A 25,890-nucleotide genomic window follows, 5' to 3' on the forward strand; every position below is an offset into this window, starting at 1 on the left:
AGAGGAAACGCCCTCAATTCACTCTGCGCGCGTAAACGTCCATTTCACGACATATTTGCCGTTGCGCTTCAGTTTGGTCTTGATGCGCATCTCGACTGGCCCTCCGAGCGCGGCTTCGGCACCCTCGAAGGCCTGCCGGGCTTCGGCCATCGCCTTGTGATAGGCGCTGTTGTCTCGTCTCGGACTATCCGCGACCGCCTTCATCAGGGCGGCCATGTCCGGCTTGTCTTCGTTCATGAGTTTTACCGCTCCGTCAGCTTCAGCTCGATGCGGCGGTTCTGCGACTTGATCTCCGGCGTATCCCCCTGAGCAATCGGCTGGAATTCGCCGAAACCGGCGGCCACCAGGCGGTTGGCCGGCACGCCCTTGGAGATGAGGTATTTCACGACGGACGTGGCGCGGGCGGAGGAGAGTTCCCAGTTGTCGCGATAGCGGCCGGTGCCGGAAAGCGGCGAGTTGTCCGTGTGACCATCGACGCGCAGCACCCAGTTGATTTCCGCCGGGATTTCCTTGGCAAGATCGAGAAGTGCGGCGGCAAGCTTGTCCATCTCCACACGGCCGGCATCGTCAAGCTCGCTGCCGCCCACCGGGAAAAGCACTTCCGACTGGAAGACGAAACGGTCACCGACGATGCGGATATTCTCTCTGTCGGAGAGGATTTCGCGCAAGCGGCCGAAGAAGTCGGATCGGTAGCGGTTGAGCTCCTGCACGCGCTGCGCCAGCGCCACATTGAGCCGCCGGCCGAGATCGGAAATCTGCGCCTGGGAAGCCTGGTCCTTCGCCTCGGAAGCCTGCAGCGCCGCCTCCACAGCCGCGATCTGGGCCCGGAGGGCAGCGATCTGCTGATTGAGGAGCTCGACCTGGCTCGCGGCACGCGCACTCAACTGCTGTTCCTGGTTGAGCCGGCTCGTAAGCTCGCCGATCCGGGTATTGGCCGCTTCGCTGCTGCCGGCACCCTGGCTCAGCAGCTCTTGAAGTCGCGAACGCTCGCTTTCCGAGGCGGCGAGCGAGGATTGCAAGGTGGCAAGCTGATCCTCGAAGTCCTGGCTGTTGTTCTTCTCCAGCGCCAGAAGCTCTGTCAGTTCGGCGATCTGACTGTTCAGCCGGTTCAACGCTTCGTCGCGGCCGGAAATCTCCCGGCTGAGCAGGAACTGCGCCAGCACGAAGACGGTGAGCAGGAACATGATGGCAAGCAGGAGCGTGGAAAGCGCATCCACAAAGCCTGGCCAGTAGTCTACACCTCGCTCACGACGGCGATTCTTGGCGAGCGCCATCGCTTACTTCCCTCCGATCTTGTCGGAAAGCCGGTCAAGTGTGCGGCGCAGGGCTCTTGCCTCTTCCTGCTGCGCCTCGATCCAGTCACGCAGCATCTGCTGCTCGTTGCGCATGTTCTTGACGAGGCCCTGGATGCCTTCGGCGAGATTGGCCATGGCGGAAAGCGAGCGATCGCTGTGCTGCCCGTCCGGCAATTTCAACTGCGCGGAGGCAAGTGCCCGAAGCTGCTCGGTCAGCGCGCGGATATCTTCCGACGAACCGTGGGCGATCGTCTCCGCCACGGCCGGCAGGTCTGACCCCACATCCGTCACCGAAGAGAGCCAGTTCTCAAGCTCCGTATAGAAGCGGTTCTGGGCGCGCCCGGCCTGCAGGTCCAGGAAACCGAGGATCAGCGAGCCGGAAAGGCCGAGCAGCGAGGAAGAAAACGCCGTGCCCATGCCGGCGAGCGGTTGCGAAAGGCCGCTCTTGATGGCGGCCAGGATATCGTTTGAATCGCCGGAATTCGGATCGAGTGCCCCGATCACGTTGCTGATCGAACCGATCGTGCCGATAAGGCCCCAGAACGTGCCGAGCAGTCCGAGGAAGACGAGCAGTCCGATGAGATAACGCGACGTATCACGCGATTCGTCGAGTCGCGTGCCGATCGAATCGAGGATCGACCGGAAGGCCGCGGTCGAAAGCGCCATTCTGCGGCGACTGCCGATCAGCGTGCGCATCGGCGCAAGCAGCCTGGGTTCGCGCCCGACCTTGTCGGCGCTGCCGGCCGCGCGGAAGGAATTGAACCAGCGCACTTCCGGAACGAGGCCAATCACCTGGTTGAAGACCAGGACGATGCCGATCAGCAGAACGCCGAGAATCAACCCGTTGAGGCCCGGATTGGTCTGGAAGGCATGCGCTGCCTGGCGGTAGAGAATCGAGGCGACGAACCCGACGATGATCAGGAAGATCACCATGGTCCACAGGAAGGACGCCGGATTGGAAAGTTTGTAGGCATAGCCGCCACGCGGTTCAGACTCGTCCAGATCGTCCAGTCTCGCATTCGCCATGATATGCCCTTGCCTCCGGTACTCTTCCGCGCCGGAGGCTAGTGTAAAATTGCGACGAATTGAAGTGCGGAAGCTGGTGATACCTCCCCTTTAATTCGGCTCTATGGCCGTAACACCAGAGACTTACCGCGTCGGAACAGGCCGGTTTGCAACTTCGAGCAATGCCTTCTGGATCAGTTCGTTGCCGGCGACAATATTGCCGCTGCCGAAAATACCCGTCGTGCCCTTCATGTCGCTGACGAAACCGCCCGCCTCACGGATGAGGACGATGCCGGCCGCCATGTCCCAGGGCGAGAGGTCGGCCTCCCAGAACCCGTCCAGCCGGCCGGCGGCGACATAGGCGAGATCGAGCGCAGCCGCGCCGAGACGACGAATGCCGGCGACCTCCCCCATGACATGGCGGAGTTCGACGAGGAACTTGCCGTGATTGCCGCGACCGAGATGCGGAACGCCGCAACCGATGACGCAATCAGAAAGCGCGCGGCGGGCGGCGACCCGGATGCGACGATCGTTCAGGAATGCCCCGCCGCCCTTTTCGGCGGTGAAGAGCTCGTCTGTCGCCGGATTGAAGACGACCCCGGCGACGACCTCACCGTTGCGTTCCAGTGCGATCGATACGGCGAACTGCGGAATGCCGTGCAGGAAGTTGGTGGTGCCGTCGAGCGGATCGACGATCCAGCGATGCGCGCCGTCCGTACCTTTCACCTCCTCGCTTTCCTCTCCGAGGAAGCCGTAGGTGGGGCGAGCTTTCATCAGTTCGTCGTGGACGATCTTTTCCGCCTTCAGATCCGCCTGCGAAACGAAATCGCTGGGTCCCTTCACCGAAACCTGCAGGTTCTGCACCTCGCCGAAATCCCTGGCGAGCGACTTGCCTGCCTTGAGGGCAGCCTGAACCATGACGTTGAGAAGGGCGGAACGAGCCATGCGGGAAGTCCTTGAGGGGTCCCGAATTGCATCTGAACGGGACTGCGTTTTTTGAGATTTTCTTGATGGGCGGCTTCAAGACCACAAAACCGCGAGAAATTCAAGCCATCCACCGGAGAGCGGACTATTGTTGCCACCAATCGTGTCCGTAAAGCGGTCCTCTTTCGATATTACCTGAGATCTTCTAAACCGCATCCTGCAGCCAATCCGCGGTCAGGCCGGCGGAGACCGAAAGCAGCGTCGCCATCCAGAGATGGACCGCAAAGCCCCGGCTGCCGAAGATCGCAGCGTAGATCGCCTTGACTACCATATTAACGAGCACGCCGACACCTATGGCGCGCGCGGCGAGCTTCGGATCGAGCGCCGGCAGCATGCCCGCCACCGTGACCGTCGTGGCATCCACATCGGCGAGCGCGGAAAGCGCCGAGGCGGCGATGAGACCTGCATCGCCGAAATAAAGGGTCGCGGCCCGGGCCAGAAAGGCCACGGCCGCAAGCAGGGCCGCCATCCTCGCAATTGCCGGAAGCTCGAACGGATTGGCCGGGGAATGCCCGTCATCCATCGACGGCTGGCGGGACGAAAGAAAGAACGCATAAGCCAGCATCAGCACGGCGCCGACGCCGATCGGCAGAAGAAGACCAGGCAGCAGACTGACCGCCAGCGTGCCGATCAGGAACGCGGTCCGCAATAGCGACAAGGCGCCGGCACTGATGGCCCCTGCCGCAAGCGATGTCGGGTCTGCGCCCTGGCGGCTGCGCCTGGCAAACGCGACGGTCGTGCCGGTCGAGGAGACGAGGCCGCCGATCCCTCCCGCCACCACATCGCCCCGCGAAGTCCCAAGCAGCCGGACCGCGATATAACCGGCAAATGAGATCGAGGCGAGCGTGATGACCAGGAGCACGAGGCTTCTGGGCGAAATGCCTCCGAACGGTCCGACCGGCTCGGCCGGAATGATCGGCAGAAGCACGAAGGTCATGGCGAGCAGGATCACCGCCGAGCGCAGTTCCACCCATTGCAGGCGCCGGATCGCCCCGTGCAGGAATTCGCGGCTGGCAAGAAGCGTGACGAGCGCTGCTCCGGCGGCGGATGCCAGCACCATGTCGCCCGTGACGGCAAGCACGCCGAGACCGAAGGTGAGGATTGCGGTAATGACCGAAGTGGCGCTGAAGCTCTCCTCTGCGATGGCTTCGCGCAGTTCGAACAGGGTCATGACAACCGTTACGGCGATGAGAAAACCGATGGTCACGATGCCTGGATAGACGGACGTCGGAGCGAGGCTTCGCTCGATCAGGCCGGCAATGCCGCCGAGCATGCCGATCATCGTGAAAGTTCGGATGCCGGCCGTGCGGGCGCCCGCCGGTTCGTCCCGTTCGCGCCAGTGCCGCTCCACACCGACCGCGGCACCGATGGCTATCGCCAGCCCGACACGTTCGAAAAGCTCGATATTGTCCAATCCCGTTCCGTCCCCCTATCGCCCCGGCGATTGCGCCGATCGGCCTCGGCCGGCCCTTCGCTCGCGCTCCGGGCGTTCGTCCTGAAATCGATTCACTGGATCGATTTCTCCGGCTGCGCCGGACCGCTCCTCACCCCCTGCGGAACTTGTTGGCTGCCTCGATCGCCTGCTTCTGCTGCTCTTCATTGATGCCGAGGTAGAAGTCTTCGAGCTCCGGATCCTGCAGACCGGCGCGGCGCGACAGAACGTACCATTTGGCCGCCTCGACCGGATTGGGCCGGGTGCCGAGCGCATTGATATAAAGATGCGCGAGCTTGTTCTGGGCGACGACATTGCCGCGATGGGCGGCGATCCGCATCCATTCGAAACCCTTGTCGTAGTCGCGTGTCCCCCCGATCCCGTTCACCAGCCAGAGCCCCATATCGAGTTGTGCGGTATCGTACCCGGCTTCGGCGGCGCGCTCCAGCCATTCGCGGGCCTTCGCCTTCTTCTCCGCCGGCATGTCCTTCAGCGTCACATAGAGCTGCGCCACGGCATATTGCGCGTCCGCCACCCCTTGCCCGGCAGCTCTTTCATAGAAGGGCAGCGCCAGATGCAGGCCGTTTTCACCCGGATTATCCGCAACGAGAATCTGCGCCCAGTTGAACTGCGCCGACGAATTGCCGGCTTCCGCGGCCTTGCGCATGAATTCGTCGGCTTGCTTCTTGTCGCGCGGGACATCTCGGCCCGCCATCAGAAGCAGCGCATACTGGAACATGGCAGCGGGATCGCCACCTTCCGCAGCCTGCTTGTACCAAAACGTCGCCGTCTTGGCGTCGCGCTTGATACCCAGACCCTTGGTCATCATTTCGGCGACGAGCGTCTGCGCCGCAGCGTCCCCCTTACCCGCACGTGTCAGCGCCTTGTCGAGAGCCGTCACGTAAAGACCGCGCTGATAGGCGCCATAGGCCTCGTCGATGGGGCCGTCGTAGGGCTTCTCGGGCGGTATGGGTGGCAAAGTCGCTCCCATGCGCTGATAGAGCTCCACGCCACCGGAAGGCACGATACCGTCCGGCTGGCCCTGCCCCTCGGCTTTGCTCCCTGGCGTTTCCGAATCTGCCTGCGTCTCGACCCGGTCCTTCTTCATCTGCTGGGTATCCGGCTCGACGGGACGTGTGACGGCCCTGGTGTCTACCTGTGCGAAGGCAACGGAGGGCAAAACCGCCGAGGCGAGAAGGCTCGCCAGCAGTCCATTCAGAATCGCGCGGTAAGTTCGGTTCGACGGCATGGGCCTCATCAAGCCTCAAACCGTGGCGCTTTTTCGTCCAGGGTCGCGTTGACTTCGGCGACCACCGCTCCGGCGCCCCTGGGATTGTCAAAGACTGCAGCGCGGAGCGCCACGAATTCAGCGCCGGTCTCGGCGACCGCAAGCGCCGACGCGGGATCGTTGCCGCCCACGACAATGCAGGGGATTTCCACCATCGAGGCCCACCATTCGCCAAGCGCAAGGTTCTTGGGATGCGCCTCCGGTTTGATGTCGCCGTCAAGCTTGCCGAAGAAGATGTAGTCGGGACGCAATTCGCCGATCTCCAGCGCCTGATGGCGATCCGCCGCCCCGCCGGCGCCGACGATGAGCTTCGGCACGAATTTCTCGATCGCCTCCTCAAGCTCGGCGGGGGAGCCGGCCATGTGCAAGCCGTCGGCCTTGACCCGGCCGGCTACGCGACTGTCGCCGGCGATCAAGGCCGCCGCGCCAGCCGCCTGGATGATCGGCACCAATGTCTCGGCACGCTTCTGGAAAGCCTGATCGTCGAGGCCGTATTGCGGCAGGATCACCGAGGCGACGTCGCCGCCCGAAAGCGCCTCTTCAAGCTCCTTCGCCTGACGGGCGGCATCATCATAGTCCGGTACAATAAGCACAAGGCGGCAGCGATCTTCCGATCCGGTCATGTTTTTTTTCCATTCGGCGGATGGCGCCAATCGCAAATCCGCACTCGTTTTCTGTCCGTAAATTCGATAGACCGGACCGATTGAAGGATCAACCGCCCCGCCTCGGAACGAATGCCTGATACGCTGACCCTCGCCTTTTTCGCAGCCGCCATTCCTGCAGTCATGCTCGTCGGTCTCTCGAAAGGGGGGATCGGCGGCGCGATCGGCCTCATGGGCGTACCGCTCATGTCCATGGCGGTGGACCCGGTCAAGGCGGCGGCGATCTTCCTGCCGATCCTGATCCTCATGGACATCGTGGCCTTGTGGTCCTGGCGGAACTACAACGATCCCAAGACACTCTTGATGATCCTGCCGGGCGGCATCATCGGTATTGCGCTCGGCTGGGCGACTTCCACATATGTATCGGACGACGCGCTTCGTCTTGTCATCGCCGTGGCGACCATCCTCTTCACGGTCCGTTATTTCTGGCAGGTCTACGGCCCGCACTCGAACAGGCCCGCAGCGCCGCTGCCGCACCGTCCGGTTGCCGCCACCTTCTGGGGAGCGCTTTCCGGTTATGCGAGTTTCGTCGCCCATGCCGGCGGCCCGCCTTTCCAGATCTATGTCCTGCCGATGGGGCTGGACCCGAAATCCTACACCGGCGCCAGCATCCGTTTCTTCGCGATCGTCAATGCCGTGAAGGTCATTCCCTATTTCTTCCTCGGGGCACTGGACAGGGAAAACCTGACGATCTCCGCGACGCTTCTGCCCATAGCGCTGCTGGCGACCATAGCAGGTGCGGCGGTCGTCAAGCATCTGAAGGCCGAGATCTTCTATCCCATGACCTATGGCCTGGCCTTTCTCGCCGGATTGAAACTGCTCTGGGACGGCCTGCCGCTGTAAGCGCGAGCACAACATCACTAAATAAGCAACGCAGCATATAGTGTCATTTATTGCTGCAACGCACAATAAATCTTGCCGTTACCATGCGTTTACCGTAAGTTTGACATATGACAACAACAGTTGACCCTTTTGCAGCCATAGCTGACCCGAACCGGCGGTATCTGCTGGAGGAATTGCGGCGTTCGCCGAAAACGGTCAACGAACTGGCACAGGGCCTGCCGATCAGCCGGCCTGCAGTGTCGCAGCATCTGAAAGCCCTGCTCGACAGCAATCTTGTCAGCGTCACGGCAGAAGGCACGCGGCGCATCTATGCCGTCAACAGCAAGGGTTTCGACAGGCTCAATCTGTGGCTGGATCAGTTCTGGTCGTGACCTAAGATTTGCAAGTCACCTGTTTTAGGGTCGTCGGCCACGACCAGAACTTCATTTTCATACTGTCTGGATTGTTTTGCCGCTTCCTGAGATGCCTCTTATTTGATCCTAACGCGAGGCAGCGGCCAGTTCTCCCATTGAAAGATTAGTGACGCGTAGAGGCTTTGAGCCGTTGCATTTCGTCTTTAATGCGCAGCTTGCGCCGCTTGATGTCAGCAATTTGACGATCATCGGAAGAGGGGGACGCCAGAATGTTTTGGAGTTCCTCCTCCAGAGCGCCGTGCTTCTTTTCAAGCGATGCGATATGAGCCTGGACGGTCATGTGGCATGTTCCTTCCTTGGTCACCTGCCCCGGCTTCACCCTTGGCCGAGGCTTCAGGTTTACGACGGAAGTGTGACACGATCGACCCCATTTGTCGAAGGAGAAATCGTGGTTTGAACAAGGCAAATTCGTGACGGCGGCTAACTTCCAGTTAACGCGGTTTGGTGGTAGAGGCTTGCGGACATTGCTGGCGACCACAAAATGCCGGATATGAAAATGGGGACCGAAAATGGCTGATCAGGAACAGGCGGATATCCGGCTGGCGCTCGCGAAACTCCGTCAGGAGCACGAAGATTACGACGCTGCCATCAACGCCATGATCGAGGTCGGCTGTGACGCGCTCCGAATTCAGCGCATGAAGAAGAAGAAGCTGGCGATCAAGGACAAGATGAGCCAGCTTGAAGACCAGATCATCCCCGACATCATTGCTTGAGGGAGGCATCATGCTGGCAGAAAGACCACCCGTCGCCATCATCATGGGAAGCCAGTCCGACTGGGAGACCATGAAGAACGCCGCCGATACGCTGGAGGCGCTCGACATCGGTTATGAGGCCCGGATCATTTCCGCGCATCGGACACCCGAACGGATGATGGAGTTCGCCAAGACCGCTCGCGCCGAGGGTTTTCAGGTCATCATCGCCGGCGCCGGCGGTGCAGCCCATCTCCCCGGCATGACCGCCGCCATGACGCCGCTGCCGGTCTTCGGCGTGCCGGTGCAGTCCAAGGCGCTGTCGGGCCAGGACAGCCTGCTCTCGATCGTGCAGATGCCCGCGGGCATCCCGGTCGGGACGTTGGCGATCGGCAAGGCCGGAGCGATCAATGCCGCACTGCTTGCTGCAGCGGTCCTGGCACTCAATGACGACGAGGTCGCCGACCGTCTCGACGAATGGCGCGCCCGCCAGGCGGCGGCCGTTGCAGATTACCCGATAGACGAGGTTCCATGACGGTCCACACGATCGGCATCATCGGCGGCGGACAGCTCGGCCGCATGCTGGCCATTGCCGCAGCGCGGCTCAACTTCCGCACGATCATCCTGGAGCCGCAGGCCGACTGTCCGGCGGCGCAGGTGGCGAGTGCCCAGATCACTGCAGCTTACGATGATCCGGCAGCGCTTGCCGAGCTCGCCAGCCGCTGCGACATCGTCACCTATGAATTCGAGAACGTTCCGGTTCTGGCTGCCGAAACGCTGCAGCTTGCGGTGCCTGTCCATCCGCCGGCCACGGCGCTGGAGGTTGCGCAGGACCGCCTCACCGAAAAGAGCTTCCTCAATTCCTGTGGCATCGAGACTGCAAGGTTCCACGCCGTCGACAGCCAGGCCGACCTCGAAAAGGCGCTCGCGGATTTCGGCGGCAAGGGCGTCTTGAAGACCCGCCGGCTCGGCTACGACGGCAAGGGCCAGCGCGTCTTCCGCTCGGCTGCGGATAGCCCGGCCGGCGCATATGACGACCTGGGCGGCGTGCCGCTCATTCTCGAAAGCTTCGTGCCGTTCGAGCGCGAGGTGTCGATCATCGCCGCCCGCGGCAAGGATGGCGCCACCGCCTGCTACGATCCGGCCGAAAACGTCCACCGACACGGTATCCTGCATACCTCCACCCTCCCCGCACGCATCTCCGATGCGACGGCGCAAGTCGCCCGCGAATCGGCGAAGAAACTGCTTGCCGCGCTCGACTATGTCGGCGTCATCGGCATCGAGTTCTTCGTGATGGCGGATGGGACCTTGATCGCCAACGAGATCGCCCCGCGTGTCCACAATTCCGGCCACTGGACGGAAGCCGCCTGCGTCGTTTCGCAGTTCGAGCAGCATGTCCGTGCCGTTGCCGGACTGCCCCTCGGCGATCCTGCACGCCATACGGACTGCGTAATGACCAACCTGATCGGCGACGACATTCTCGACGTTCCCGCCTGGCTGGCGAAGAAGAATGTGCTCGTTCATCTTTATGGCAAGACGGAATCCCGTCCCGGCCGAAAAATGGGCCATGTGACCGAGCTTAAAACACTGCCGCAAGGTTGACATGCGCCCGGGCTCGGGTTATCTGCACGCCCAACTTGAGAGCGCGCCCCCTCCAAGATAAAGGCGGCGCGCTTTTGATTGATAAGGACAAGCGGCTTTCGAGCCCACAGACTGCTGGACCAGAACAATGAAGATCAAGAACTCGCTCAAGGCGCTGAAGGCCCGTCACCGCGATAACCGCCTGGTTCGCCGCAAGGGCCGTATTTACATCATCAACAAGCAGAACCCGCGCTTCAAGGCTCGTCAGGGCTGATACGGTTCCGGTCCCGGACATCCCGCGGACCGATCAAATTGTCGATAGCGCGACAAATCGGGTTTGACCTTGAGCGCATGCGGATTACCTTATCCGCATGCGCTATTTTCGTTTCAGCTCTCTGATTCTGGCCGCGACCTTCGCCGCCTCCTCGACTCTCGCCCAGACGGCAACGCCTGCCCCGCCTGCCGTCATCCCGCAGCAGGCAGATCCAGCCGTTCCCACATCGGCTTCGCAACCGGCCAATCCGCTCGATCCGCTGTTCGAGGCGCTGAAGCGCGAACGCGATCCGGATAAGGCGCGCGGCATCGCCACCCAGATCATGACCGACATGAACGATTCGGGGAGCGCCACGGTCAATCTCCTGATGCAGTGGGCCGCGACCGCTATCAAGGAGAAGCGCAATGCCGCCGCACTCGATTTCCTCGACCAGGTGACCCTCCTCGATCCTGCCTATCCCGAGGGCTGGAACCGCCGTGCGACACTGCACTACACCATGGGCAACACGCGCAAATCCATGGCCGACATCGCCGAGGTGCTGAAGCACGAGCCACGCCATTTCGGCGCGATCGCCGGCATGGCGGGCATCCTGATGGAAGCAGGCAAGGATCAACTCGCCCTGAAGGCCTGGGAAGATTACCTCGCCATCTACCCCGCCGATCGGGAGGCGCAGGAAGCGGTAACGAAACTCTCCGAAAAGATCGCCGGCAACCGGACGTAAACCATCCATAACGGCATGTCCCGGCCGGGTCCGAGCGCCGGATCCCTCGCCTCGGAGAAAGCGAAGGCGTGATCTCGCATCACCGCCGGCATTTCAATTCCGTGCGATATGTGAACAACGCACAATTACCGCACAAGTCGTTTGACGTTTACGTAGCCGTCGCATTATTTCAGCGCATCTTGCCGATCTCACCCATTGGCGCAGTAATATCTCTGCAGGGGCCGGAGGTTTCACAGGTCCCGATTTCACAAAACCAGCAGCTGCTGCGGCGGCGTCTCCTTGACAACGCCGGGACGGCGTTTGCGGGAAAGTCATTGTTTATCGGTAACCCAACGGAGGGACTGTATGTGGAAAAAAGACATGAACCAGATGGCGCCCATCGATGACGCGCATGACACGCGCCGGCGCATCTTTGCCATCGTTGGCAGCGCCTCGGGCAATCTGGTGGAATGGTACGATTTCTATGTCTATTCCTTTTGCGCGCTCTATTTCGCCTCGGAGTTCTTTCCCGCCGGCGACAGTACGACCCAACTCCTGAATGCCGCCGCTGTCTTTGCTGCCGGCTTCCTGATGCGCCCGATCGGCGGCTGGCTCTTCGGCCGCATCGCCGACAAGCTCGGACGGCGCACATCGATGCTGATTTCGGTGACGATGATGTGCCTCGGCTCCTTCATCATCGCGGTACTGCCGACCTACCAGACGATCGGCATTCTCGCGCCCATCCTGCTCCTCCTGGTGCGTCTGCTGCAGGGGCTTTCCGTCGGCGGCGAATACGGCACGACGGCGACCTATATGAGCGAGGTGGCGCTTGCCGGACGGCGCGGCTTCTTCGGTTCGTTCCAGTATGTGACGCTGATCGGCGGCCAGCTTCTCGCCGTCCTTGTCCTCGTCATCCTGCAGCAGTTCCTGAACGAGGCCGAACTGAAGGCCTGGGGCTGGCGCATTCCTTTCGCGATCGGCGGCGTCGCTGCCATCGTCGCACTCTTCCTGCGCCGCTCGCTGCACGAGACCTCGACCGAGGCGACGCGCGGCAAGAAAGAGGCAGGCACTCTTGCAGGCATCTTCAGGCATCACAGGAAGGCGTTCTTCACCGTCGTCGGCTATACGGCGGGCGGATCGCTGATCTTCTACACCTTCACCACCTACATGCAGAAATACCTCGTCAATACGGCGGGTATGAGCAAGGAAACCGCCAGCACCACCATGACGGCCGTGCTTTTCGTCTACATGCTGCTGCAGCCTGTCTTCGGCACTCTTTCCGACCGGATCGGGCGGCGAAATTCCATGCTTCTCTGGGGCGCGCTGTCGATCGTCACCACCGTGCCGCTGCTGACGGCGATCGGCCAGGTGACGAGCAGCACGCTGGCTTTCGTGCTTATCACCACGGCGCTCGCCATCGTCAGCATCTACACCTCGATCAGCGGGCTGGTGAAGGCCGAAATGTTCCCGGCGGAAGTGCGCGCGCTCGGCGTCGGCCTTGCCTACGCCATCGGCAATGCGCTCTTCGGCGGAACGGCGGAATATGTGGCGCTCTGGTTCAAGTCGATCGGCCACGAAAGCTGGTTCTTCTGGTACGTCACCGTCATGATGGTGATCGCCTTTACCGCCGCGATCATCATGCCTGACGCCCGCAAGAAGGGCTACCTGCAAGGGCATGGCATGGTCGACTGAGGCCGTCCCGACCATCGTAGACAACAACGACGCCGCCTCTCGGGGCGGCGTTTTCATGCGCACGAACGAGAAACCCGCCGGGTCGCCCCGGCGAGTTTCTCTTGAATAGGATCTGCGTGAAAACAGCGACCGGACCCGTTCAGATGCCCGTCTGGCCGTCGGAGCCGATATAGGCGATGCGCAGCATGTTGGTGGCGCCGGGCGTACCGAGCGGCACGCCGGCCGAGATGATGATCCGGTCACCCGGATTGCCGAAACCTTCGGACACGACGATACGGCAGGCGCGGTTCACCATGTCGTCAAGATCGATCGCATCATGCGTGACCACGCAGTGCATTCCCCAGACCACGGAAAGCCGGCGTGCCGTCTGGACGATCGGCGACAGCGCGATGATCGGCACCTGCGGGCGCTCGCGCGAGGCACGCAACCCCGTTGTACCCGACGAGGTATAGGTGACGATGGCCGAAAGCCGGAGCGTCTCGGCGATCTGACGGGCGGCAAGCGAGATGGCGTCTGCACCGGTCGCCTCGGGCGTAGCGCGCTGCGCGTAGATGATGCTGGGGAAAAGCGGGTCCTGTTCGACCTCTCGGGCGATCGACGCCATCATCGAGACGGCTTCGACCGGATACTGGCCGGATGCCGATTCCGCCGACAGCATGACCGCATCCGCGCCTTCGAAGACGGCGATCGACACGTCCGAGACTTCCGCGCGGGTCGGCACCGGCGAGGAAATCATCGATTCCAGCATCTGGGTCGCGACGACGACCGGCTTGCCGGCCCGGCGACAGGCGCGCGTGAGCTGCTTCTGGATGCCTGGCACGGTTTCGATCGGCATTTCGACACCGAGGTCGCCGCGCGCCACCATGACCGCATCGGAAAGCTCGATGATCTCGTCGATACGCTCGAGGGCTTGGGGCTTCTCGATCTTCGACATGATACCGACGCGACCGCGGGCGATCTTGCGTACTTCGGCAAGGTCGTCGGGACGCTGAACGAAGGAAAGCGCGACCCAGTCGACATCATCGGTTGCCAGCACCGCATCGAGATCGACCCGGTCCTTGTCGGTGAGCGCACCGACGCCAAGCAGCGTGTCGGGAAGGCTGACGCCCTTGCGGTCGGAAATGCTGGTGCCGGCGATCACGGTGCAGACGATGCTCTTTCCATCGGCCTTCTCAGCCTTCAGCGCGAGCTTGCCGTCATCGATCAACAGGCGGTGACCGGGCTTCACGGCTTCAAGGATTTCCGGATGTGGCAGGAAGACACGGGTCTCGTCGCCAGGCTCGTCGCGGTTGTCGAGCGTGAAGGTCTGGCCGGGCGTCAGCGTCACCTTGCCGGCGGCGAACTTGCCGACACGCAGCTTCGGGCCCTGCAGGTCGCAGAGGATGCCGATCGGCCGGCCGCATTTGGCCTCGACGGCGCGGATGCGGGAAATCAGCGTGCGCATCAGATCATGGCTGGCATGGCTCATGTTGATGCGGAAGAGATCGGCCCCCGCCTCGTGCAACTTCTGGATCATCGCCTCCTCGGAGGAAGCCGGTCCCAGCGTCGCGAGGATCTTTACTTTGCGGTTGCGCCTCATCAATTCTGGCCTTCTTGTGTGCCGGGCGCATCCGAAAGCTGGACCATCCAGCTCCCCTGACGGCCCGTGTCATATTCCTTGAAGCCCATGCGCTGGAAGCCACGGGCGAAACAATCGTTGACGCCGACGATCTTGAACTCGTTCTCCGCGACGCACATGTTGACATTGCCAGCCCAGCGGCCGCCGCGGGCCGCATCCTCGGCATAAAGATAGTAGTAGCGCGACTGCAGCTCGCCCTCGATCAGCGTGGCACAGGTGGAGGCCGGCACCTGCCACCAGCCTTCCGTGGTCCAGCCCTCGGCAGCGCGATAGCCGATCGCCACGCCGACGAGGTTCTGGGTGCCGTTGCACACGCGGAAATCCGCATGCGCGGCGCCTGCCGCAAAGAGCGGCACACCGACGGCCACAATGGCGACGAGCGCGGGAACTGAAACGAGAGAACGAAGATAGGCTGTGGGGGATTTTTTCGACACGGTTTCCGTCAGGACTCCATGATTATTCGTGAAGCACTTTCTTCGCGCGGCGTAGTCTGAAAGTCAACGAAAGTCTAATCGATTAAGCAACCTTCACACCGCCAATCGTCATCTTCGACGGGCGGCGGACGGCTTGCGCCGGACGCCTCACCGTGTCATCAACCCAATCTCCGCAACGACCTCCATTTCCCACGCGCGATGCAGGACTTCATTCCTTTCGAGATCATAGAAGGCGATTATGACAGCGGCATGGTGCTGCTGGCCGACCATGCCATGAACCGCCTGCCCGCCGCCTATGGCAGCCTCGGCCTGCCGGAAAGCGCGTTTCACCGACACATTGCCTTCGATATCGGCATCGAAGGACTGACGCGCAGGCTGGCCGCGATGCTGAATGTCCCGGCCGTCCTGAGCTGCTTTTCCCGCCTGCTGATCGATCCGAACCGCGGCGAAGACGATCCGACGCTGATCATGAAGATTTCCGACGGCGCGATCATTCCCGGCAATCACCCGATCACAGAAGCCGAATGGGACTTTCGTCTCGACAATTATCACCGGCCCTATCATCGCGCGGTCGAACGGACGATCGCCAAGGCGGGTGCCTCCGGCCATGCGCCGCTCGTGCTCTCGCTGCATTCCTTTACGCCTTTCTGGAAAGGCACTCCCCGCCCCTGGCACGCGGCGGTTCTCTGGGACAGCGACCCTCGCGCCGTACTCCCCTTTCTTGAACTCTTGCGCCAATCGGCGGATATCGAGGTCGGCGACAACGAGCCCTATGACGGCGCACTGAAGGGCGATACGATGTACCGGCATTGCATGATGTCCGGCACGCCGCATGCTCTCCTCGAAGTGCGGCAGGACCTGATCGGCGACGAGGCGGGGATCTCGGCCTGGGCGGAAAGGCTGGAGCCGATCTTCAAGACGCTCAATGCCGACCCCACATTGCACGAATACAAGATCTTTCCGTCGCGCACGGGCCCCTATACCGGCTGATACGAACATCAGGAGACGATCCGATGACCGAACTCACCAAGGAACAGCAGACCGAATTCGAGGCAGCGGCCTTCCGCCGTCTCGTCCGGCATTTGCGCGAGCGCGCCGATGTGCAGAACATCGACCTGATGAATCTCGCCGGCTTCTGCCGCAACTGCCTCTCCAACTGGTATCGCGATGCGGCCAGCGAAGCGGGTGTCGATCTCTCCAGGGACGCATCCCGTGAAATCGTCTACGGCATGCCTTACGAGGACTGGAAGAATCTGCATCAGGCGGAAGCGACCGATGCTCAAAAAGCCGCATTCGACATCAACAAGCCCGCCGATGGTTGATCGACGGGCGGATTTGGCTTGACCTCGGTCTCTCTTTTCGGCAGTTGACGACCACTCATTCAAATTTTCTACGATCAGGAGGCCCCGATGTCTGATGCTCATGGCGTCGCCCGCGACCAACTCCGCGCATTTGTCGAGCGCATCGAAAGACTGGAAGAAGAAAAGAAGACGATCGCCGACGACATCAAGGACGTCTATGGCGAAGCCAAGTCCATGGGCTTCGACACCAAGATCCTCAAGAAGGTCATCGCGCTTCGCAAGAAGGACGACCAGGAACGCATGGAAGAGGACCTGATCCTCGACACCTACCTGGCTGCGCTCGGCATGATCGAAAGCCCGCCGGACCAGGATGCCGCCTGATTCTTGCTCGCCATAGGGTCACGAAAAACCCGCCGGAACGGCGGGTTTTCTGTTTCCACGGATACGTTCGGCGTCGATCAGTCGCCTGGGCCGCTGAAGCGGTTCGGGTCGATCGCGACCGTGGCAGCGACCGGCTTGAACCCGCCGCCGGAATAGGCCGCCGAATATTCGCTGTTGAGCGTACGGCTGACCACGCGCGGCGCCTTCATCGAAACCGCTTCTTCGGCGCGATTGTTGTTGAGAGCCCATTTCGCAAGCATGTCGCCGGTCAGAGCACCGCCGGCAGACGAAGAAGCCGATCTGCCCGTGCGTCCACCTTTGGCGGGTACAGGAAGCGCGCCGGCCGAGGCGGCAACAGGCGGCCTCGGAGCATCGAACCCGTCACCGAACTGCCTGCCCTTGCCGGCTGAAGCCTGAATGACCTTCGGAGAGACGGCTGCCGTTTCAACCGGCCTTTGAACCGGCGCCGGTGCAGGCCGGGTCGGCTGCACGGACGGGCGCTGGTATTCCACGCTGCGAGCCAGCGCAGCGACGAGTTCAGGCGTCAATTCCTGTTCCTCGTCCGTCTTTGCACCGGCTTGCGGCGTAGCGGCCGACGCTTCCGGTGGTGTTGCACTAGCAGGCCGATGGACCGGAAGCGGTATGGAAGCCACTTCTTCCGGCGCCGGCATCGGACCGACAGATGCAGTCATCATGCTGTTGTCGGCATCACCCTTCAAACCGCGCGGTCCAAGCAGTGTCGGAACCGGAATGTTATAGGTGGAAAGGTCGGCGAAGGCCTCGCCGGTCGGCTGCGGCGTATCGGCCGGAGCGGAGGCCTGCAAGGCGAGCGCTTCCTGAGCTGCGTTACGCGCTGGCGAATAGAGCGCGGTCGCAAGCCCGCCGGATGCCGTATCCGAACGGAAGGCCGGGCGCGAAAGCGGCACGGGCGCGGCAATCTCCTGCTCTTCCGGCGTTTGCGTTGGCGATGGCGACGACGCGGAGGCCACCATTACGCCCGGTGGCGTGGTCGCCTCTGCCGGAGGCTCCTTCGCGGCCGGAGCCGGGCGTTCTGCCACGGCCGGCGCGCTGCTTTCCGCGTTGTCCTCTTCCTCGTCGGCTCCGCCGCCAAACAGGAAGGCCAGCAGGTTCGGCTGCCGCTTCCGTTCGGAACCGTCGCTGCGAATGCTGCCGCCCGCCGTACTGGCGACCTGGATCGAGCTGGAGCTGACACGCTTCTTGTAGTCCGCCAGCGCCTGCTCGTAACCGGGCAGCGGCTTGCCGTCGGCAGGCAGATGAAGTGTCTTGCCGTTCGGGAAGATCTGCACGAGTTCCTGACGCGTCATGCGCGGCCAGGCCCGCACGCCGCCGACATCGAGATGCACGAAGGGTGACCCCGATCTCGGATAATAACCGACCCCGCCCACCTGCATCTGCATGGCGAGCCCCCTGAGCGTCGAAAGCTTCACGCCAGGAATGTAGAAATCCATGGCCTTGCCGAGCATGTGCTGGCTGTTCTTGGCGACACCCGTATTGCGGGAGCGGGAACGCAGCATGCCATTGGTGGCCGGAGAACGGTAGGCCGAAACGACGTGGATATAATCCGAGGCGCCGCTGCGGCGGTAGACTTCCCAGACGAGGTCGAAAAGCCGCGGATCCATCTTGGTCGGCTGATTCTTGCGCCAGTCGCGCAGAAGCTGGTTGATCTGCTGGAGGCCCTTCTGGTCGTACCGGCCGTTCCGCTTGAAGGTGATGACCGCCTTCTCTCCCGTATGGACGAAGTAGAGCTTCAGGCTTCTGGTTTCGGCAGCAGCATCGGAGACAGAAACGGAAAGGACCGGCAACGCCGCCAGGAGCAGCAGGGCAGCCGCTGCAACGCGCTTGGCGAGAGTTCTGAAAAGCCCGGCCTTGCCGCCGCGCACCTTCTCACCCGAAGGCGCTTCTTTTGCATACTGATCCGGCAAAACGATCCCCGTCCTGTCGACAACGTCCCACGCTGCCTCAAATGACTGTCAAATGCGGTCACACGATGGCAAATGTGCCACAGATGTACAACCTTCTTCCATATAGTCAACAAATGGCTAATGGGAGGTTGATGAAAGGTGCCAGGACATCCTTGCGCGAAAGTTAACTCCCGCTAATACAACGCGATTATGCTGCTTCCTTGAGCGGATCGTCGGGGTCAATGCCGTAATCCTTCAGTTTCCGGTAGAGAGTCGAACGTCCGATGCCCAGTTTTCGGGCCACCTGACTCATCTGGCCGCGATAGAATTTCAACGCGAAACGGATGAGCTCCTCCTCGACATCGGCCAGTTTTCTCACGTCACCCGCTTCGTCGGTACTGACGATGATATTTTCCGCCGACGGGTAGGCGGCGGCGAGCATGGCCTTGGGATCCGGCTGTGCGGCGCGGGCCCTTTCGCTGTTGGCGAAGACGGGTGATTCGGCGAGCGCCTCCCGCACGGCGTAGTCCGACATTGCGGCCGGCGTCGGCGCAATCGCGGTCGCGGCAAGTTCGGCCGACCGGAATTCCGGAACCTGCGCGGCGATCTGCGGGAAGTCCGCTTCCGTCAGCTCATCGCCTTCGGCAAGCACCACGGCGCGAAAGACGGCGTTTTCGAGCTGGCGGATATTGCCCGGCCAGTCATAGGCCGTAAGCAACGCCAGCGCGCCAGGGGCGACAGTGAGCATCTTCGGCAATTTCTGCTCCGCCGAGAAGCGTTCGGCAAAAACGCGGGCGAGATGTGGAATGTCTTCCTTGCGGCGACGCAGCGCCGGGATGGTGATCGGGAAGACGTTGAGTCGGTAATAGAGATCCTCGCGGAAGCGCCCGGCGCGTACTTCTTCGATCAGGTCCTTGTTGGTGGCCGAGATGAGCCGGACATTGACCTTCTGCACGCGCGCCGCGCCGACGGTCTCGATCTCGCCCTGCTGTACAGCGCGGAGCAGCTTCACCTGGACTTCGAGCGGCAGGTCGCCGATCTCGTCGAGGAAAAGCGTTCCGCCGTCCGCTTCCACGAACTTGCCGGTATGGCGTTCGGTCGCGCCGGTGAAGGCGCCTTTCTCATGGCCGAAAAGGATGCTTTCCACCAGATTGTGCGGGATGGCGCCACAATTGACGGTGATGAACGGCTTGCCGGCCCGGTCGCCGTTCGACTGAATGGCGCGGGCGATCATCTCCTTGCCGACGCCGGACTCTCCTTCCAGCACCACCGGGATGTTCGAATGTGCCGCGCGCTGAGCGAGATCGATGACCCGCAGCATGTCGGGGCTCGCGGAGATGATATCGCCGAAACCGACGGCGCCGGGGCGATGGCGGCGACCGCCGCGTACTTTCGATTCCTTCTGGTTGAGCTTGAGTGCATTGGCGATCGATGCGGCGATACGTTCCGGCGAAACCGGCTTCACGACAAAATCGAAGGCGCCTGCCCGCATGGCCTGCACGACGAAATCGATGCTGCCCTGCCCGGTCTGGACGATGACCGGTGTTTCGATGCCCGCTTCGCGAATGGCGGCAAGGAAGGTCAGGCCATCCATTTCCGGCATCATCAGGTCGAGCACGATAACGTTGATGTCGACGGCTGTCCGTTTCAGGAACTCGAGTGCGACAAGGCCGTTTTCGGCAAGATGCGCGGCGTATCCGTAACGCTCCACGGCATTCTTCAGAAGGCGACGCTGAATTGGATCATCATCCACAACGAGGATTTGCGCAGTCATGCTCGGGCTCCCAGCAACGTTCATCGTGCTCCCTTTCGGGTGGTTATGCTGGAGGTTGTGCCAGAAAGGCTTGAACATCCCCTTTTGAGAAAAGCTTGCATTTTAATCGACGGCGGGGAAAACAAATCACCGACCGGATCGAAAATCAGAGGACAAGGCGATGAAACACCCCGCAATCGCGTTTCGCGAAATTCCTGCCGCAATGGCCGCCGGCGCTGCAGCAACCGATCCGGCGCTTGGCCTCCTGCCGCTCTGGAAACTGTCCGACCTTTATCCCGCCAGGGATTCGCCTGCCTTCACTGCCGACACGGACAAGGCGGAAAAGCTGGCGCTCGCCTTCGAGGAGAAATGGAAGGGCAAGCTGGCGGACGCCGCGACGAAGACCGGCGCTGGCGGCATCGGTGAGGCGCTGAAGGAATACGAGGCGCTCGATGACCTGCTCGGCAAGCTCGGCTCATATGCCGGCCTCACCTATTTCTCCGACACGTCGAACCCGGCAAACGGCAAGTTCTACGGCGACGTGCAGGCAAAATTGACCGACCTTTCCTCCCATCTCCTGTTCTTTGCACTGGAACTGAACCGCATCGACGACAAGCTGATGGACGCCTGCATGGATCGCGATCCGGCCGCCGGCCACTACCGTCCCTGGGTCGTCGATCTCAGGAAGGACAAGCCGTTTCAGCTCGAAGACAAGCTGGAACAGCTCTTCCTCGAAAAATCCATGACATCGGCCGCGGCATTCAACCGTCTGTTCGACGAAACCATGGCGGAACTCCGCTTCGAGGTGGACGGCGAGAAGCTGCCGCTCGAAGTGACCCTCAACATGCTGCAGGAGTCCGAACCGGAGGTGCGCGCCAAGGCGGCGGCAGCCCTTTCGAAGACTTTTGGCGAGAACCTGCGCGTCTTCACCCTGATCACCAACACGCTCGCCAAGGACAAGGAGATTTCCGACCGCTGGCGTGGCTTTAAGGACATCGCGGATTCGCGGCATCTGGCGAACCGCGTCGAGCGCGAGGTGGTGGATGCATTGGCTGAGGCAGTGAAGAATGCCTATCCGCGTCTCTCGCATCGCTACTATGCGATGAAGGCGAAATGGCTCGGAATGGAACAGCTGAATTTCTGGGACCGCAACGCGCCGCTGCCGGAAACGCCCACCGCTGTTATTCCGTGGACCGAAGCAAAGGAGACGGTGCTTTCCGCCTATCGCGGCTTTGCGCCGGAAATGGCGAAGATCGCCGGCCGTTTCTTCGACGAGGAATGGATCGACGCGCCGGTACGTCCCGGCAAGGCGCCAGGCGCCTTCGCGCACCCGACCGTGCCGTCGGCCCATCCTTACGTGCTCGTCAATTACATGGGCAAGCCGCGCGACGTGATGACGCTTGCCCATGAACTCGGCCACGGCGTACATCAGGTGCTTGCGGGCGCTCAGGGGGCGCTGATGTGCCAGACGCCGCTGACGCTTGCCGAAACGGCCTCCGTCTTCGGCGAGATGCTGACCTTCCGCGCCCTGCTGGAAAAGACCAGGGACAGGCGCGAACGCAAGGCCATGCTCGCCCAGAAGGTCGAGGACATGATCAACACGGTCGTGCGCCAGATCGCCTTCTACCAGTTCGAGCGCAAGGTCCACACGGCCCGCAAGGAAGGAGAGCTCACCTCCGAACAGATTGGCGAGCTCTGGCTCTCCGTCCAGGGGGAGAGCCTCGGGCCTGCGATCAGGATCTCCGAAGGCTACGAGACGTGGTGGACTTATATTCCCCACTTCATCCACTCGCCCTTCTATGTCTACGCCTATGCCTTCGGCGACTGCCTGGTGAATTCACTCTATGCGGTCTACAGTCAGGCGGAACCCGGGTTCCAGGAGAAGTATTTCGAGCTTCTGAAAGCCGGCGGCACCAAGCATCATTCGGAGCTTCTGAAGCCTTTCGGCCTCGATGCCGCCGATCCGTCCTTCTGGTCCAAGGGCCTGTCGATGATCGAAGGCCTGATCGACGAACTGGAGGCCCTGGACAGGGCGTGAGCCATTTCGATGGAACAGACGGCGCCTTACGCGCTCTTTCGGGATGATCCCGTCGGCCGGAGCCTTGTCTTCGACCGGCCGAAGGAGATCGTCCTTGCGCGGACGGCCGACGAGGTTCTGCCCGCCCTTCATCGATTGGAGGAAGCCCGCCGCTCCGGCCGATGGCTGGCGGGCTATATCTCCTACGAAGCCGGTTATGTCTTCGAGGAGAAGCTCCGGGCCCTGATCGTGCCGAACCGGCCGGTGCCCCTGCTTGCCATGGGAATATTCGATGCTCCCGCCGGTCACGAGCATCCGTTCGCCCTGCCGGAACCGGTGAAAAGTGAAGACCCCTTGTTGACCGAACCGCACGCGGCCTGGGATTTCGAAACCTACCGGCAGCGTTTCGACCGGCTGCATGAGCACCTGCGCAAGGGCGATTGCTACCAGGCAAACCTGACCATGCCGATCACCGCCCGCTGGCAGGGCGACCCGCGCTCCGCCTTCTGGTCTCTCGTCGAACGCCAGCCGGTGCACTACGGCGCACTCATCGATTTCGCCGGGGATTTCGCAGGCCCGGTCATCCTGTCGCGCTCGCCCGAGCTCTTCTTCTCGGTCGATGCCGAGCGCTTCATCGAAACACATCCGATGAAGGGCACCGCCCCGCGCGGCGCGACCGCGAAAGAGGACGAGGCGATCATTGAGGCCATGCTCGCCGATGAGAAGACGTTGGCCGAGAACCGCATGATCGTGGATCTGCTGCGCAACGACATTTCGCTCATCAGCGAAGTAGGCACCCTCTCGGTGCCGAAACTGTTCGAAATCGAGACCTATCCGACCGTTCACCAAATGGTCAGCCACGTGCGGGCCAGGCTAAAACCGGGGATAGGCTTTCCGGAAATCCTCGCGGCGCTCTTTCCCTGCGGCTCCATCACCGGAGCGCCCAAACTGTGGGCGATGCAGATTCTGGCCGGATTGGAGGATAGCCCTCGGGACGCCTATTGCGGTGCGATCGGTTATTGCGACCCGGCCGGGCCGATGCGCTTTTCCGTGGCAATCCGCACGATTACCCTTTTCAAGGACGGCAGGGCCGTCTTCAATGTCGGCGGCGGCATCGTCTTCGACTCGAAGGCAGAGGCCGAATATGACGAGTGTCTTTTGAAGGCACGCTTTGCGGTGGGCGACCAATGGATTTCTCGCTGATCGAAACGATGCGCTGGGAGCCGGGCGCGGGCTTCCTGCGGGTGGAACAGCATTTGCGCCGCCTCAGCCGGTCGGCCGATGCCCTGGGATTCCGCCAGCCGCCGCCGGATACGCTGAAGCAGCTTCAGGCCGCCGTCAGCGGCGAAAACGCCATGCGCGTTCGTCTTGTCATGACCTATCGCGGCAGGATCGAGATCACCGCGACGCCCTTCAGCCCGATCCCCGCCGGCACCGTATGGCGTGTGCGCGTCGCAAGCACCTCGCTTCCGTCGGACGATCCACTGTTTCGCCACAAGACCTCCCGCCGGGAACCCTATGAGGCCGCGCGCGCCGAATTCTCCCCCGACGAGGCGGATGAAGTCCTTCTACTCAACGAGAGGGGCGAAATCTGCGAGGGCACGATCACCAATGTCTTCGTCGAGGATGCGGATGGCCAGTTGCTTACGCCGCCGCTGACAAGCGGGCTTCTGCCCGGTATATTGCGCGCCGAACTGATCCGCGAGCGGAAGGCCCGCAGCCAGATCCTTCGTCTTGCCGACCTCAAGGAGCGCCGCATTTTCGTGGGCAATTCGCTGCGCGGCCTCATCCCTGCCGAACTCGTAAGCGACAAGGAACAATCGGAACCATCACCTGCTGAAGCCGTCTCTGGAACTGGAGGAGAAAGGTAATGGTCGAATCGCAATCGCTTGCCGATCATCTGCTTTCGCTCGAAGCTGCGCTGCAGACCCGCGAGGTGCGTAGTTCCGAGACGCGATTGCGTGAACTTCTGGCGCCTGAGTTCCGTGAATTCGGCCGTTCCGGCCTTGTCTATACGTTCGATGACATCATCTCCCGCCTCGTCTCCGAGGTCGGGCCGAACAACACGGCGATCCTGGATTTCTCGGTGTCGCTTCTCAGCGACACTGTCGCGCTCGCCACCTATCGCGGCGTCCGTCTCGTCGACGATGACGGGCACAAGCTCTTCACCAACCGCAGTTCGATCTGGCGTCTCCATGTCGACGGCAAATGGCGCATGGTTTTCCACCAGGGCACGGCGACGGAATGACGGAGACACGGCGATCTTCGCCGACATATCGCTCATTTGATAATGAGCAACCCCTCGGGATTGCGCTCGCCTGAAGACGCGACGACCACCGCCATGGCGCACCCGATGAAGAACACCGCCCAGAACGGCAGCCACATGCGCCAGTCAAAGCGATTTTGCACGCCATCCGGCCGAACGGGATAAAGCCGGATCCAGGCCCTCGACGTCGTATTGCGCAAACCCATGGTCCTGAATGCCGCGATCATCCCGACAATCACATAAAAGACCCTGCTGAATAGCACCATCAGCCTTCCCGCCCCGCATGTTGCACCTGCGAAATATTTGTAGGGCTGTCGCGGCATGTTCCAAGTCTTCGAAGATGATTTTTACAAGTACATGAATTTGGCTTAAACCGATCCTGAAACGGCACACCCGGGACGGCATGAACGACAAGCCCCTCATCTATACGCCCTATGACGGCTCCTCGAAGCCCTTCACCATCGGGCTTCTCCAGCTCGATCCTGCCCGCTGGATCGAACCGGACGGCGATCTTGCCTATCACCTGACCGAGAAGAGGAAGCTCTTCGCCGAGCATGGCGATCAGGTTTTTCAGGCAGAACCGGATACGGAAGAGGCCCAGCAGGAAATCCTGGATGCGCTGGCGGACTATCTCCCGTCCCACCATCCGGCGATCTATCATCGCGACGGCGATCTCGTGGAGACCGCGGGCCACAGGATCGATCTCGCCGACCAGAGCCTGCCGCCGCTTGTTCGTGCCGGTCTCATGGTGCAGGACGATCTCGTCATCATGCGCAAGGGCGAGAACGGCTGGCGCCTCGCCGCCGCCTTTCTCGCCTTCCCCTCCTCCTGGTCGCTTGCGGACAAGTTCGGCAAGGCGATCGATGAGGTTCATGCGCCAGTGCCGGATTTTGCAGGCGGCAGCCGCAATGCGGACCTCATCAACCGCATGTTCGACAATCTTTCGCCAGCCCGTTTCGTGGTCCGCTGGAACTGGTCGGTCAACTGGGGCTACAAGCTTTACCGCCCTGTCGCGCAGCCTGCTTCCGAAACAAAGGACGTGCCGGCAGAGGGGGCGTTCATCCGCGTCGAGCGCCAGACGCTCAGGAAAATGCCGGTCTCGGGCGACATCCTCTTCACCATCCGCATCTATCTCGATCCGGTCACCGCAATCACGGCTCAACCGAACGCCCGGGAACTGGCAGCCTCGCTCGCCGATCAGCTCGAAACGCTGACGCCGGAACAGGCCGATTACAAGGGGCTCCTCGCAAAACGCGCCGAACTCCTGGCCATGCTTCGGAAATCCGCCGAAAAACTCGTCTCTGTCGGGTAAGTGCCGATTTCACCCGGAAAACCGATGG

Annotated in this window: 28 protein-coding genes and 2 pseudogenes; 16 read left to right on the forward strand and 14 right to left on the reverse strand. The window is 61.8% G+C overall.

Going from position 1 to position 25,890, the window contains the following annotated elements; translation table 11 throughout:
- Positions 1-18: 18 nt before the first annotated feature.
- The 7 genes from ABK249_RS05690 to ABK249_RS05720 form a co-directional block, all read right to left on the reverse strand.
- Entirely contained in the window at positions 19-237 is a 219-nt protein-coding gene (locus ABK249_RS05690) for a hypothetical protein (protein WP_037156047.1), read from the reverse strand.
- Positions 238-242: 5 nt separating this feature from the next.
- The gene (locus ABK249_RS05695; RefSeq protein WP_037156038.1) at positions 243-1,274 is read right to left on the reverse strand and encodes a peptidoglycan -binding protein; all 1,032 of its coding nucleotides are present in this window, start codon (positions 1,272-1,274) and stop codon (positions 243-245) included.
- Between the two features lie 3 nt (positions 1,275-1,277).
- On the reverse strand, positions 1,278-2,321 hold the full coding sequence (locus ABK249_RS05700) for a flagellar motor protein MotA (RefSeq protein ID WP_227703751.1): 1,044 nt from the start codon (positions 2,319-2,321) through the stop codon (positions 1,278-1,280).
- Between the two features lie 123 nt (positions 2,322-2,444).
- Positions 2,445-3,245: an inositol monophosphatase family protein gene (locus tag ABK249_RS05705; protein WP_227703752.1), complete on the reverse strand. Its 801-nt coding sequence runs from the start codon at positions 3,243-3,245 to the stop codon at positions 2,445-2,447.
- A gap of 184 nt (positions 3,246-3,429) precedes the next feature.
- Positions 3,430-4,698: an MgtC/SapB family protein gene (locus tag ABK249_RS05710; protein WP_227703753.1), complete on the reverse strand. Its 1,269-nt coding sequence runs from the start codon at positions 4,696-4,698 to the stop codon at positions 3,430-3,432.
- Between the two features lie 130 nt (positions 4,699-4,828).
- A complete protein-coding gene (locus tag ABK249_RS05715; RefSeq protein ID WP_227703754.1) occupies positions 4,829-5,974 on the reverse strand; it encodes a tetratricopeptide repeat protein in 1,146 nt (381 codons plus the stop codon).
- A complete protein-coding gene (locus tag ABK249_RS05720; protein ID WP_037156024.1) occupies positions 5,974-6,627 on the reverse strand; it encodes a thiamine phosphate synthase in 654 nt (217 codons plus the stop codon). Before ABK249_RS05720 ends, ABK249_RS05715 begins: the two co-directional genes overlap by 1 nt.
- Positions 6,628-6,738: 111 nt before the next feature.
- Between ABK249_RS05720 and ABK249_RS05725 the strand changes: the two genes are divergently transcribed.
- On the forward strand, positions 6,739-7,509 hold the full coding sequence (locus ABK249_RS05725) for a sulfite exporter TauE/SafE family protein (protein WP_227703755.1): 771 nt from the start codon (positions 6,739-6,741) through the stop codon (positions 7,507-7,509).
- A gap of 107 nt (positions 7,510-7,616) precedes the next feature.
- Entirely contained in the window at positions 7,617-7,880 is a 264-nt protein-coding gene (locus ABK249_RS05730) for an ArsR/SmtB family transcription factor (protein WP_037156018.1), read from the forward strand.
- 145 nt (positions 7,881-8,025) lie between these two features.
- Here the strand turns inward: ABK249_RS05730 and ABK249_RS05735 are convergent, their stop codons facing one another.
- Positions 8,026-8,202 carry a YdcH family protein gene (locus ABK249_RS05735; protein ID WP_227703756.1) on the reverse strand — a complete coding sequence of 59 codons (177 nt, stop codon included), beginning with the start codon at positions 8,200-8,202 and terminating at the stop codon, positions 8,026-8,028.
- A gap of 229 nt (positions 8,203-8,431) precedes the next feature.
- Between ABK249_RS05735 and ABK249_RS05740 the strand changes: the two genes are divergently transcribed.
- From ABK249_RS05740 to ABK249_RS05765, 6 genes are all read left to right on the forward strand, one after another.
- Complete coding sequence (locus ABK249_RS05740; RefSeq protein WP_037156012.1) at positions 8,432-8,635, forward strand: YdcH family protein; 204 nt, start codon at positions 8,432-8,434, stop codon at positions 8,633-8,635.
- 13 nt (positions 8,636-8,648) lie between these two features.
- Complete coding sequence (gene purE, locus ABK249_RS05745; RefSeq protein WP_227705191.1) at positions 8,649-9,146, forward strand: 5-(carboxyamino)imidazole ribonucleotide mutase; 498 nt, start codon at positions 8,649-8,651, stop codon at positions 9,144-9,146.
- Entirely contained in the window at positions 9,143-10,213 is a 1,071-nt protein-coding gene (locus ABK249_RS05750) for a 5-(carboxyamino)imidazole ribonucleotide synthase (protein WP_227703757.1), read from the forward strand. Before purE ends, ABK249_RS05750 begins: the two co-directional genes overlap by 4 nt.
- Positions 10,214-10,340: 127 nt before the next feature.
- The gene (ykgO, locus tag ABK249_RS05755; RefSeq protein ID WP_006726873.1) at positions 10,341-10,466 is read left to right on the forward strand and encodes a type B 50S ribosomal protein L36; all 126 of its coding nucleotides are present in this window, start codon (positions 10,341-10,343) and stop codon (positions 10,464-10,466) included.
- 97 nt (positions 10,467-10,563) lie between these two features.
- Complete coding sequence (locus ABK249_RS05760; RefSeq protein ID WP_227703758.1) at positions 10,564-11,187, forward strand: tetratricopeptide repeat protein; 624 nt, start codon at positions 10,564-10,566, stop codon at positions 11,185-11,187.
- Positions 11,188-11,547: 360 nt separating this feature from the next.
- A complete protein-coding gene (locus ABK249_RS05765; RefSeq protein ID WP_081952944.1) occupies positions 11,548-12,858 on the forward strand; it encodes an MFS family transporter in 1,311 nt (436 codons plus the stop codon).
- Positions 12,859-12,997: 139 nt separating this feature from the next.
- Here the strand turns inward: ABK249_RS05765 and pyk are convergent, their stop codons facing one another.
- Both pyk and ABK249_RS05775 read right to left on the reverse strand, forming a co-directional pair.
- Positions 12,998-14,437 carry a pyruvate kinase gene (gene pyk, locus ABK249_RS05770; RefSeq protein WP_037156001.1) on the reverse strand — a complete coding sequence of 480 codons (1,440 nt, stop codon included), beginning with the start codon at positions 14,435-14,437 and terminating at the stop codon, positions 12,998-13,000.
- Entirely contained in the window at positions 14,437-14,910 is a 474-nt protein-coding gene (locus ABK249_RS05775; RefSeq protein WP_210056813.1) for a DUF1036 domain-containing protein, read from the reverse strand. Before ABK249_RS05775 ends, pyk begins: the two co-directional genes overlap by 1 nt.
- Positions 14,911-15,108: 198 nt before the next feature.
- Between ABK249_RS05775 and ABK249_RS05780 the strand changes: the two genes are divergently transcribed.
- The 3 genes from ABK249_RS05780 to ABK249_RS05790 all read left to right on the forward strand — a co-directional run bounded on the left by ABK249_RS05780 (position 15,109) and on the right by ABK249_RS05790 (position 16,592).
- On the forward strand, positions 15,109-15,900 hold the full coding sequence (locus tag ABK249_RS05780) for an N-formylglutamate amidohydrolase (RefSeq protein WP_227703759.1): 792 nt from the start codon (positions 15,109-15,111) through the stop codon (positions 15,898-15,900).
- Positions 15,901-15,923: 23 nt separating this feature from the next.
- Positions 15,924-16,232 carry a DUF1244 domain-containing protein gene (locus tag ABK249_RS05785; protein WP_037155996.1) on the forward strand — a complete coding sequence of 103 codons (309 nt, stop codon included), beginning with the start codon at positions 15,924-15,926 and terminating at the stop codon, positions 16,230-16,232.
- 87 nt (positions 16,233-16,319) lie between these two features.
- The gene (locus tag ABK249_RS05790; protein WP_037155993.1) at positions 16,320-16,592 is read left to right on the forward strand and encodes a DUF2312 domain-containing protein; all 273 of its coding nucleotides are present in this window, start codon (positions 16,320-16,322) and stop codon (positions 16,590-16,592) included.
- 77 nt (positions 16,593-16,669) lie between these two features.
- Here the strand turns inward: ABK249_RS05790 and ABK249_RS05795 are convergent, their stop codons facing one another.
- The 3 genes and pseudogenes from ABK249_RS05795 to ABK249_RS05800 form a co-directional block, all read right to left on the reverse strand.
- A complete protein-coding gene (locus tag ABK249_RS05795) occupies positions 16,670-18,535 on the reverse strand; it encodes a peptidoglycan L,D-endopeptidase MepK (protein WP_320443030.1) in 1,866 nt (621 codons plus the stop codon).
- Positions 18,536-18,722: 187 nt separating this feature from the next.
- Positions 18,723-18,905 (reverse strand): annotated as a pseudogene (locus tag ABK249_RS33905) (helix-turn-helix domain-containing protein); the annotation flags it as partial.
- Positions 18,906-19,099: 194 nt separating this feature from the next.
- Positions 19,100-20,288: pseudogene (locus ABK249_RS05800) on the reverse strand (sigma-54-dependent transcriptional regulator); the annotation flags it as partial.
- Positions 20,289-20,448: 160 nt separating this feature from the next.
- On the opposite strand from ABK249_RS05800, the gene ABK249_RS05805 reads away from it, so the two are divergent.
- Genes ABK249_RS05805 through ABK249_RS05820 form a run of 4 tightly spaced genes read left to right on the forward strand, consistent with a single transcriptional unit; the run spans position 20,449 to position 24,532 of the window.
- Positions 20,449-22,305 carry a M3 family oligoendopeptidase gene (locus ABK249_RS05805; RefSeq protein ID WP_227703761.1) on the forward strand — a complete coding sequence of 619 codons (1,857 nt, stop codon included), beginning with the start codon at positions 20,449-20,451 and terminating at the stop codon, positions 22,303-22,305.
- Positions 22,306-22,314: 9 nt separating this feature from the next.
- Complete coding sequence (locus ABK249_RS05810; RefSeq protein WP_227703762.1) at positions 22,315-23,487, forward strand: aminodeoxychorismate synthase component I; 1,173 nt, start codon at positions 22,315-22,317, stop codon at positions 23,485-23,487.
- Positions 23,472-24,155, forward strand: a complete 684-nt coding sequence (locus ABK249_RS05815) for an aminotransferase class IV family protein (RefSeq protein ID WP_227703763.1) — start codon at positions 23,472-23,474, stop codon at positions 24,153-24,155. Before ABK249_RS05810 ends, ABK249_RS05815 begins: the two co-directional genes overlap by 16 nt.
- Positions 24,155-24,532, forward strand: coding sequence for a nuclear transport factor 2 family protein (locus ABK249_RS05820; protein ID WP_348862405.1), 378 nt, complete (start codon positions 24,155-24,157; stop codon positions 24,530-24,532). Before ABK249_RS05815 ends, ABK249_RS05820 begins: the two co-directional genes overlap by 1 nt.
- Before the next feature lie 32 nt (positions 24,533-24,564).
- Here the strand turns inward: ABK249_RS05820 and ABK249_RS05825 are convergent, their stop codons facing one another.
- Complete coding sequence (locus tag ABK249_RS05825) at positions 24,565-24,777, reverse strand: hypothetical protein (RefSeq protein WP_152601227.1); 213 nt, start codon at positions 24,775-24,777, stop codon at positions 24,565-24,567.
- Between the two features lie 176 nt (positions 24,778-24,953).
- Here ABK249_RS05825 and ABK249_RS05830 point away from each other — a divergent pair, with 176 nt between their 5' ends.
- Positions 24,954-25,862 (forward strand): heme-dependent oxidative N-demethylase family protein, encoded by a 909-nt coding sequence (locus tag ABK249_RS05830; RefSeq protein ID WP_348862407.1) that lies wholly within the window; start codon positions 24,954-24,956, stop codon positions 25,860-25,862.
- The last annotated feature ends 28 nt before the right edge of the window (positions 25,863-25,890 follow it).

It is taken from the genome of Neorhizobium phenanthreniclasticum, assembly GCF_040066075.1.
GTDB lineage: Bacteria > Pseudomonadota > Alphaproteobacteria > Rhizobiales > Rhizobiaceae > Neorhizobium > Neorhizobium petrolearium.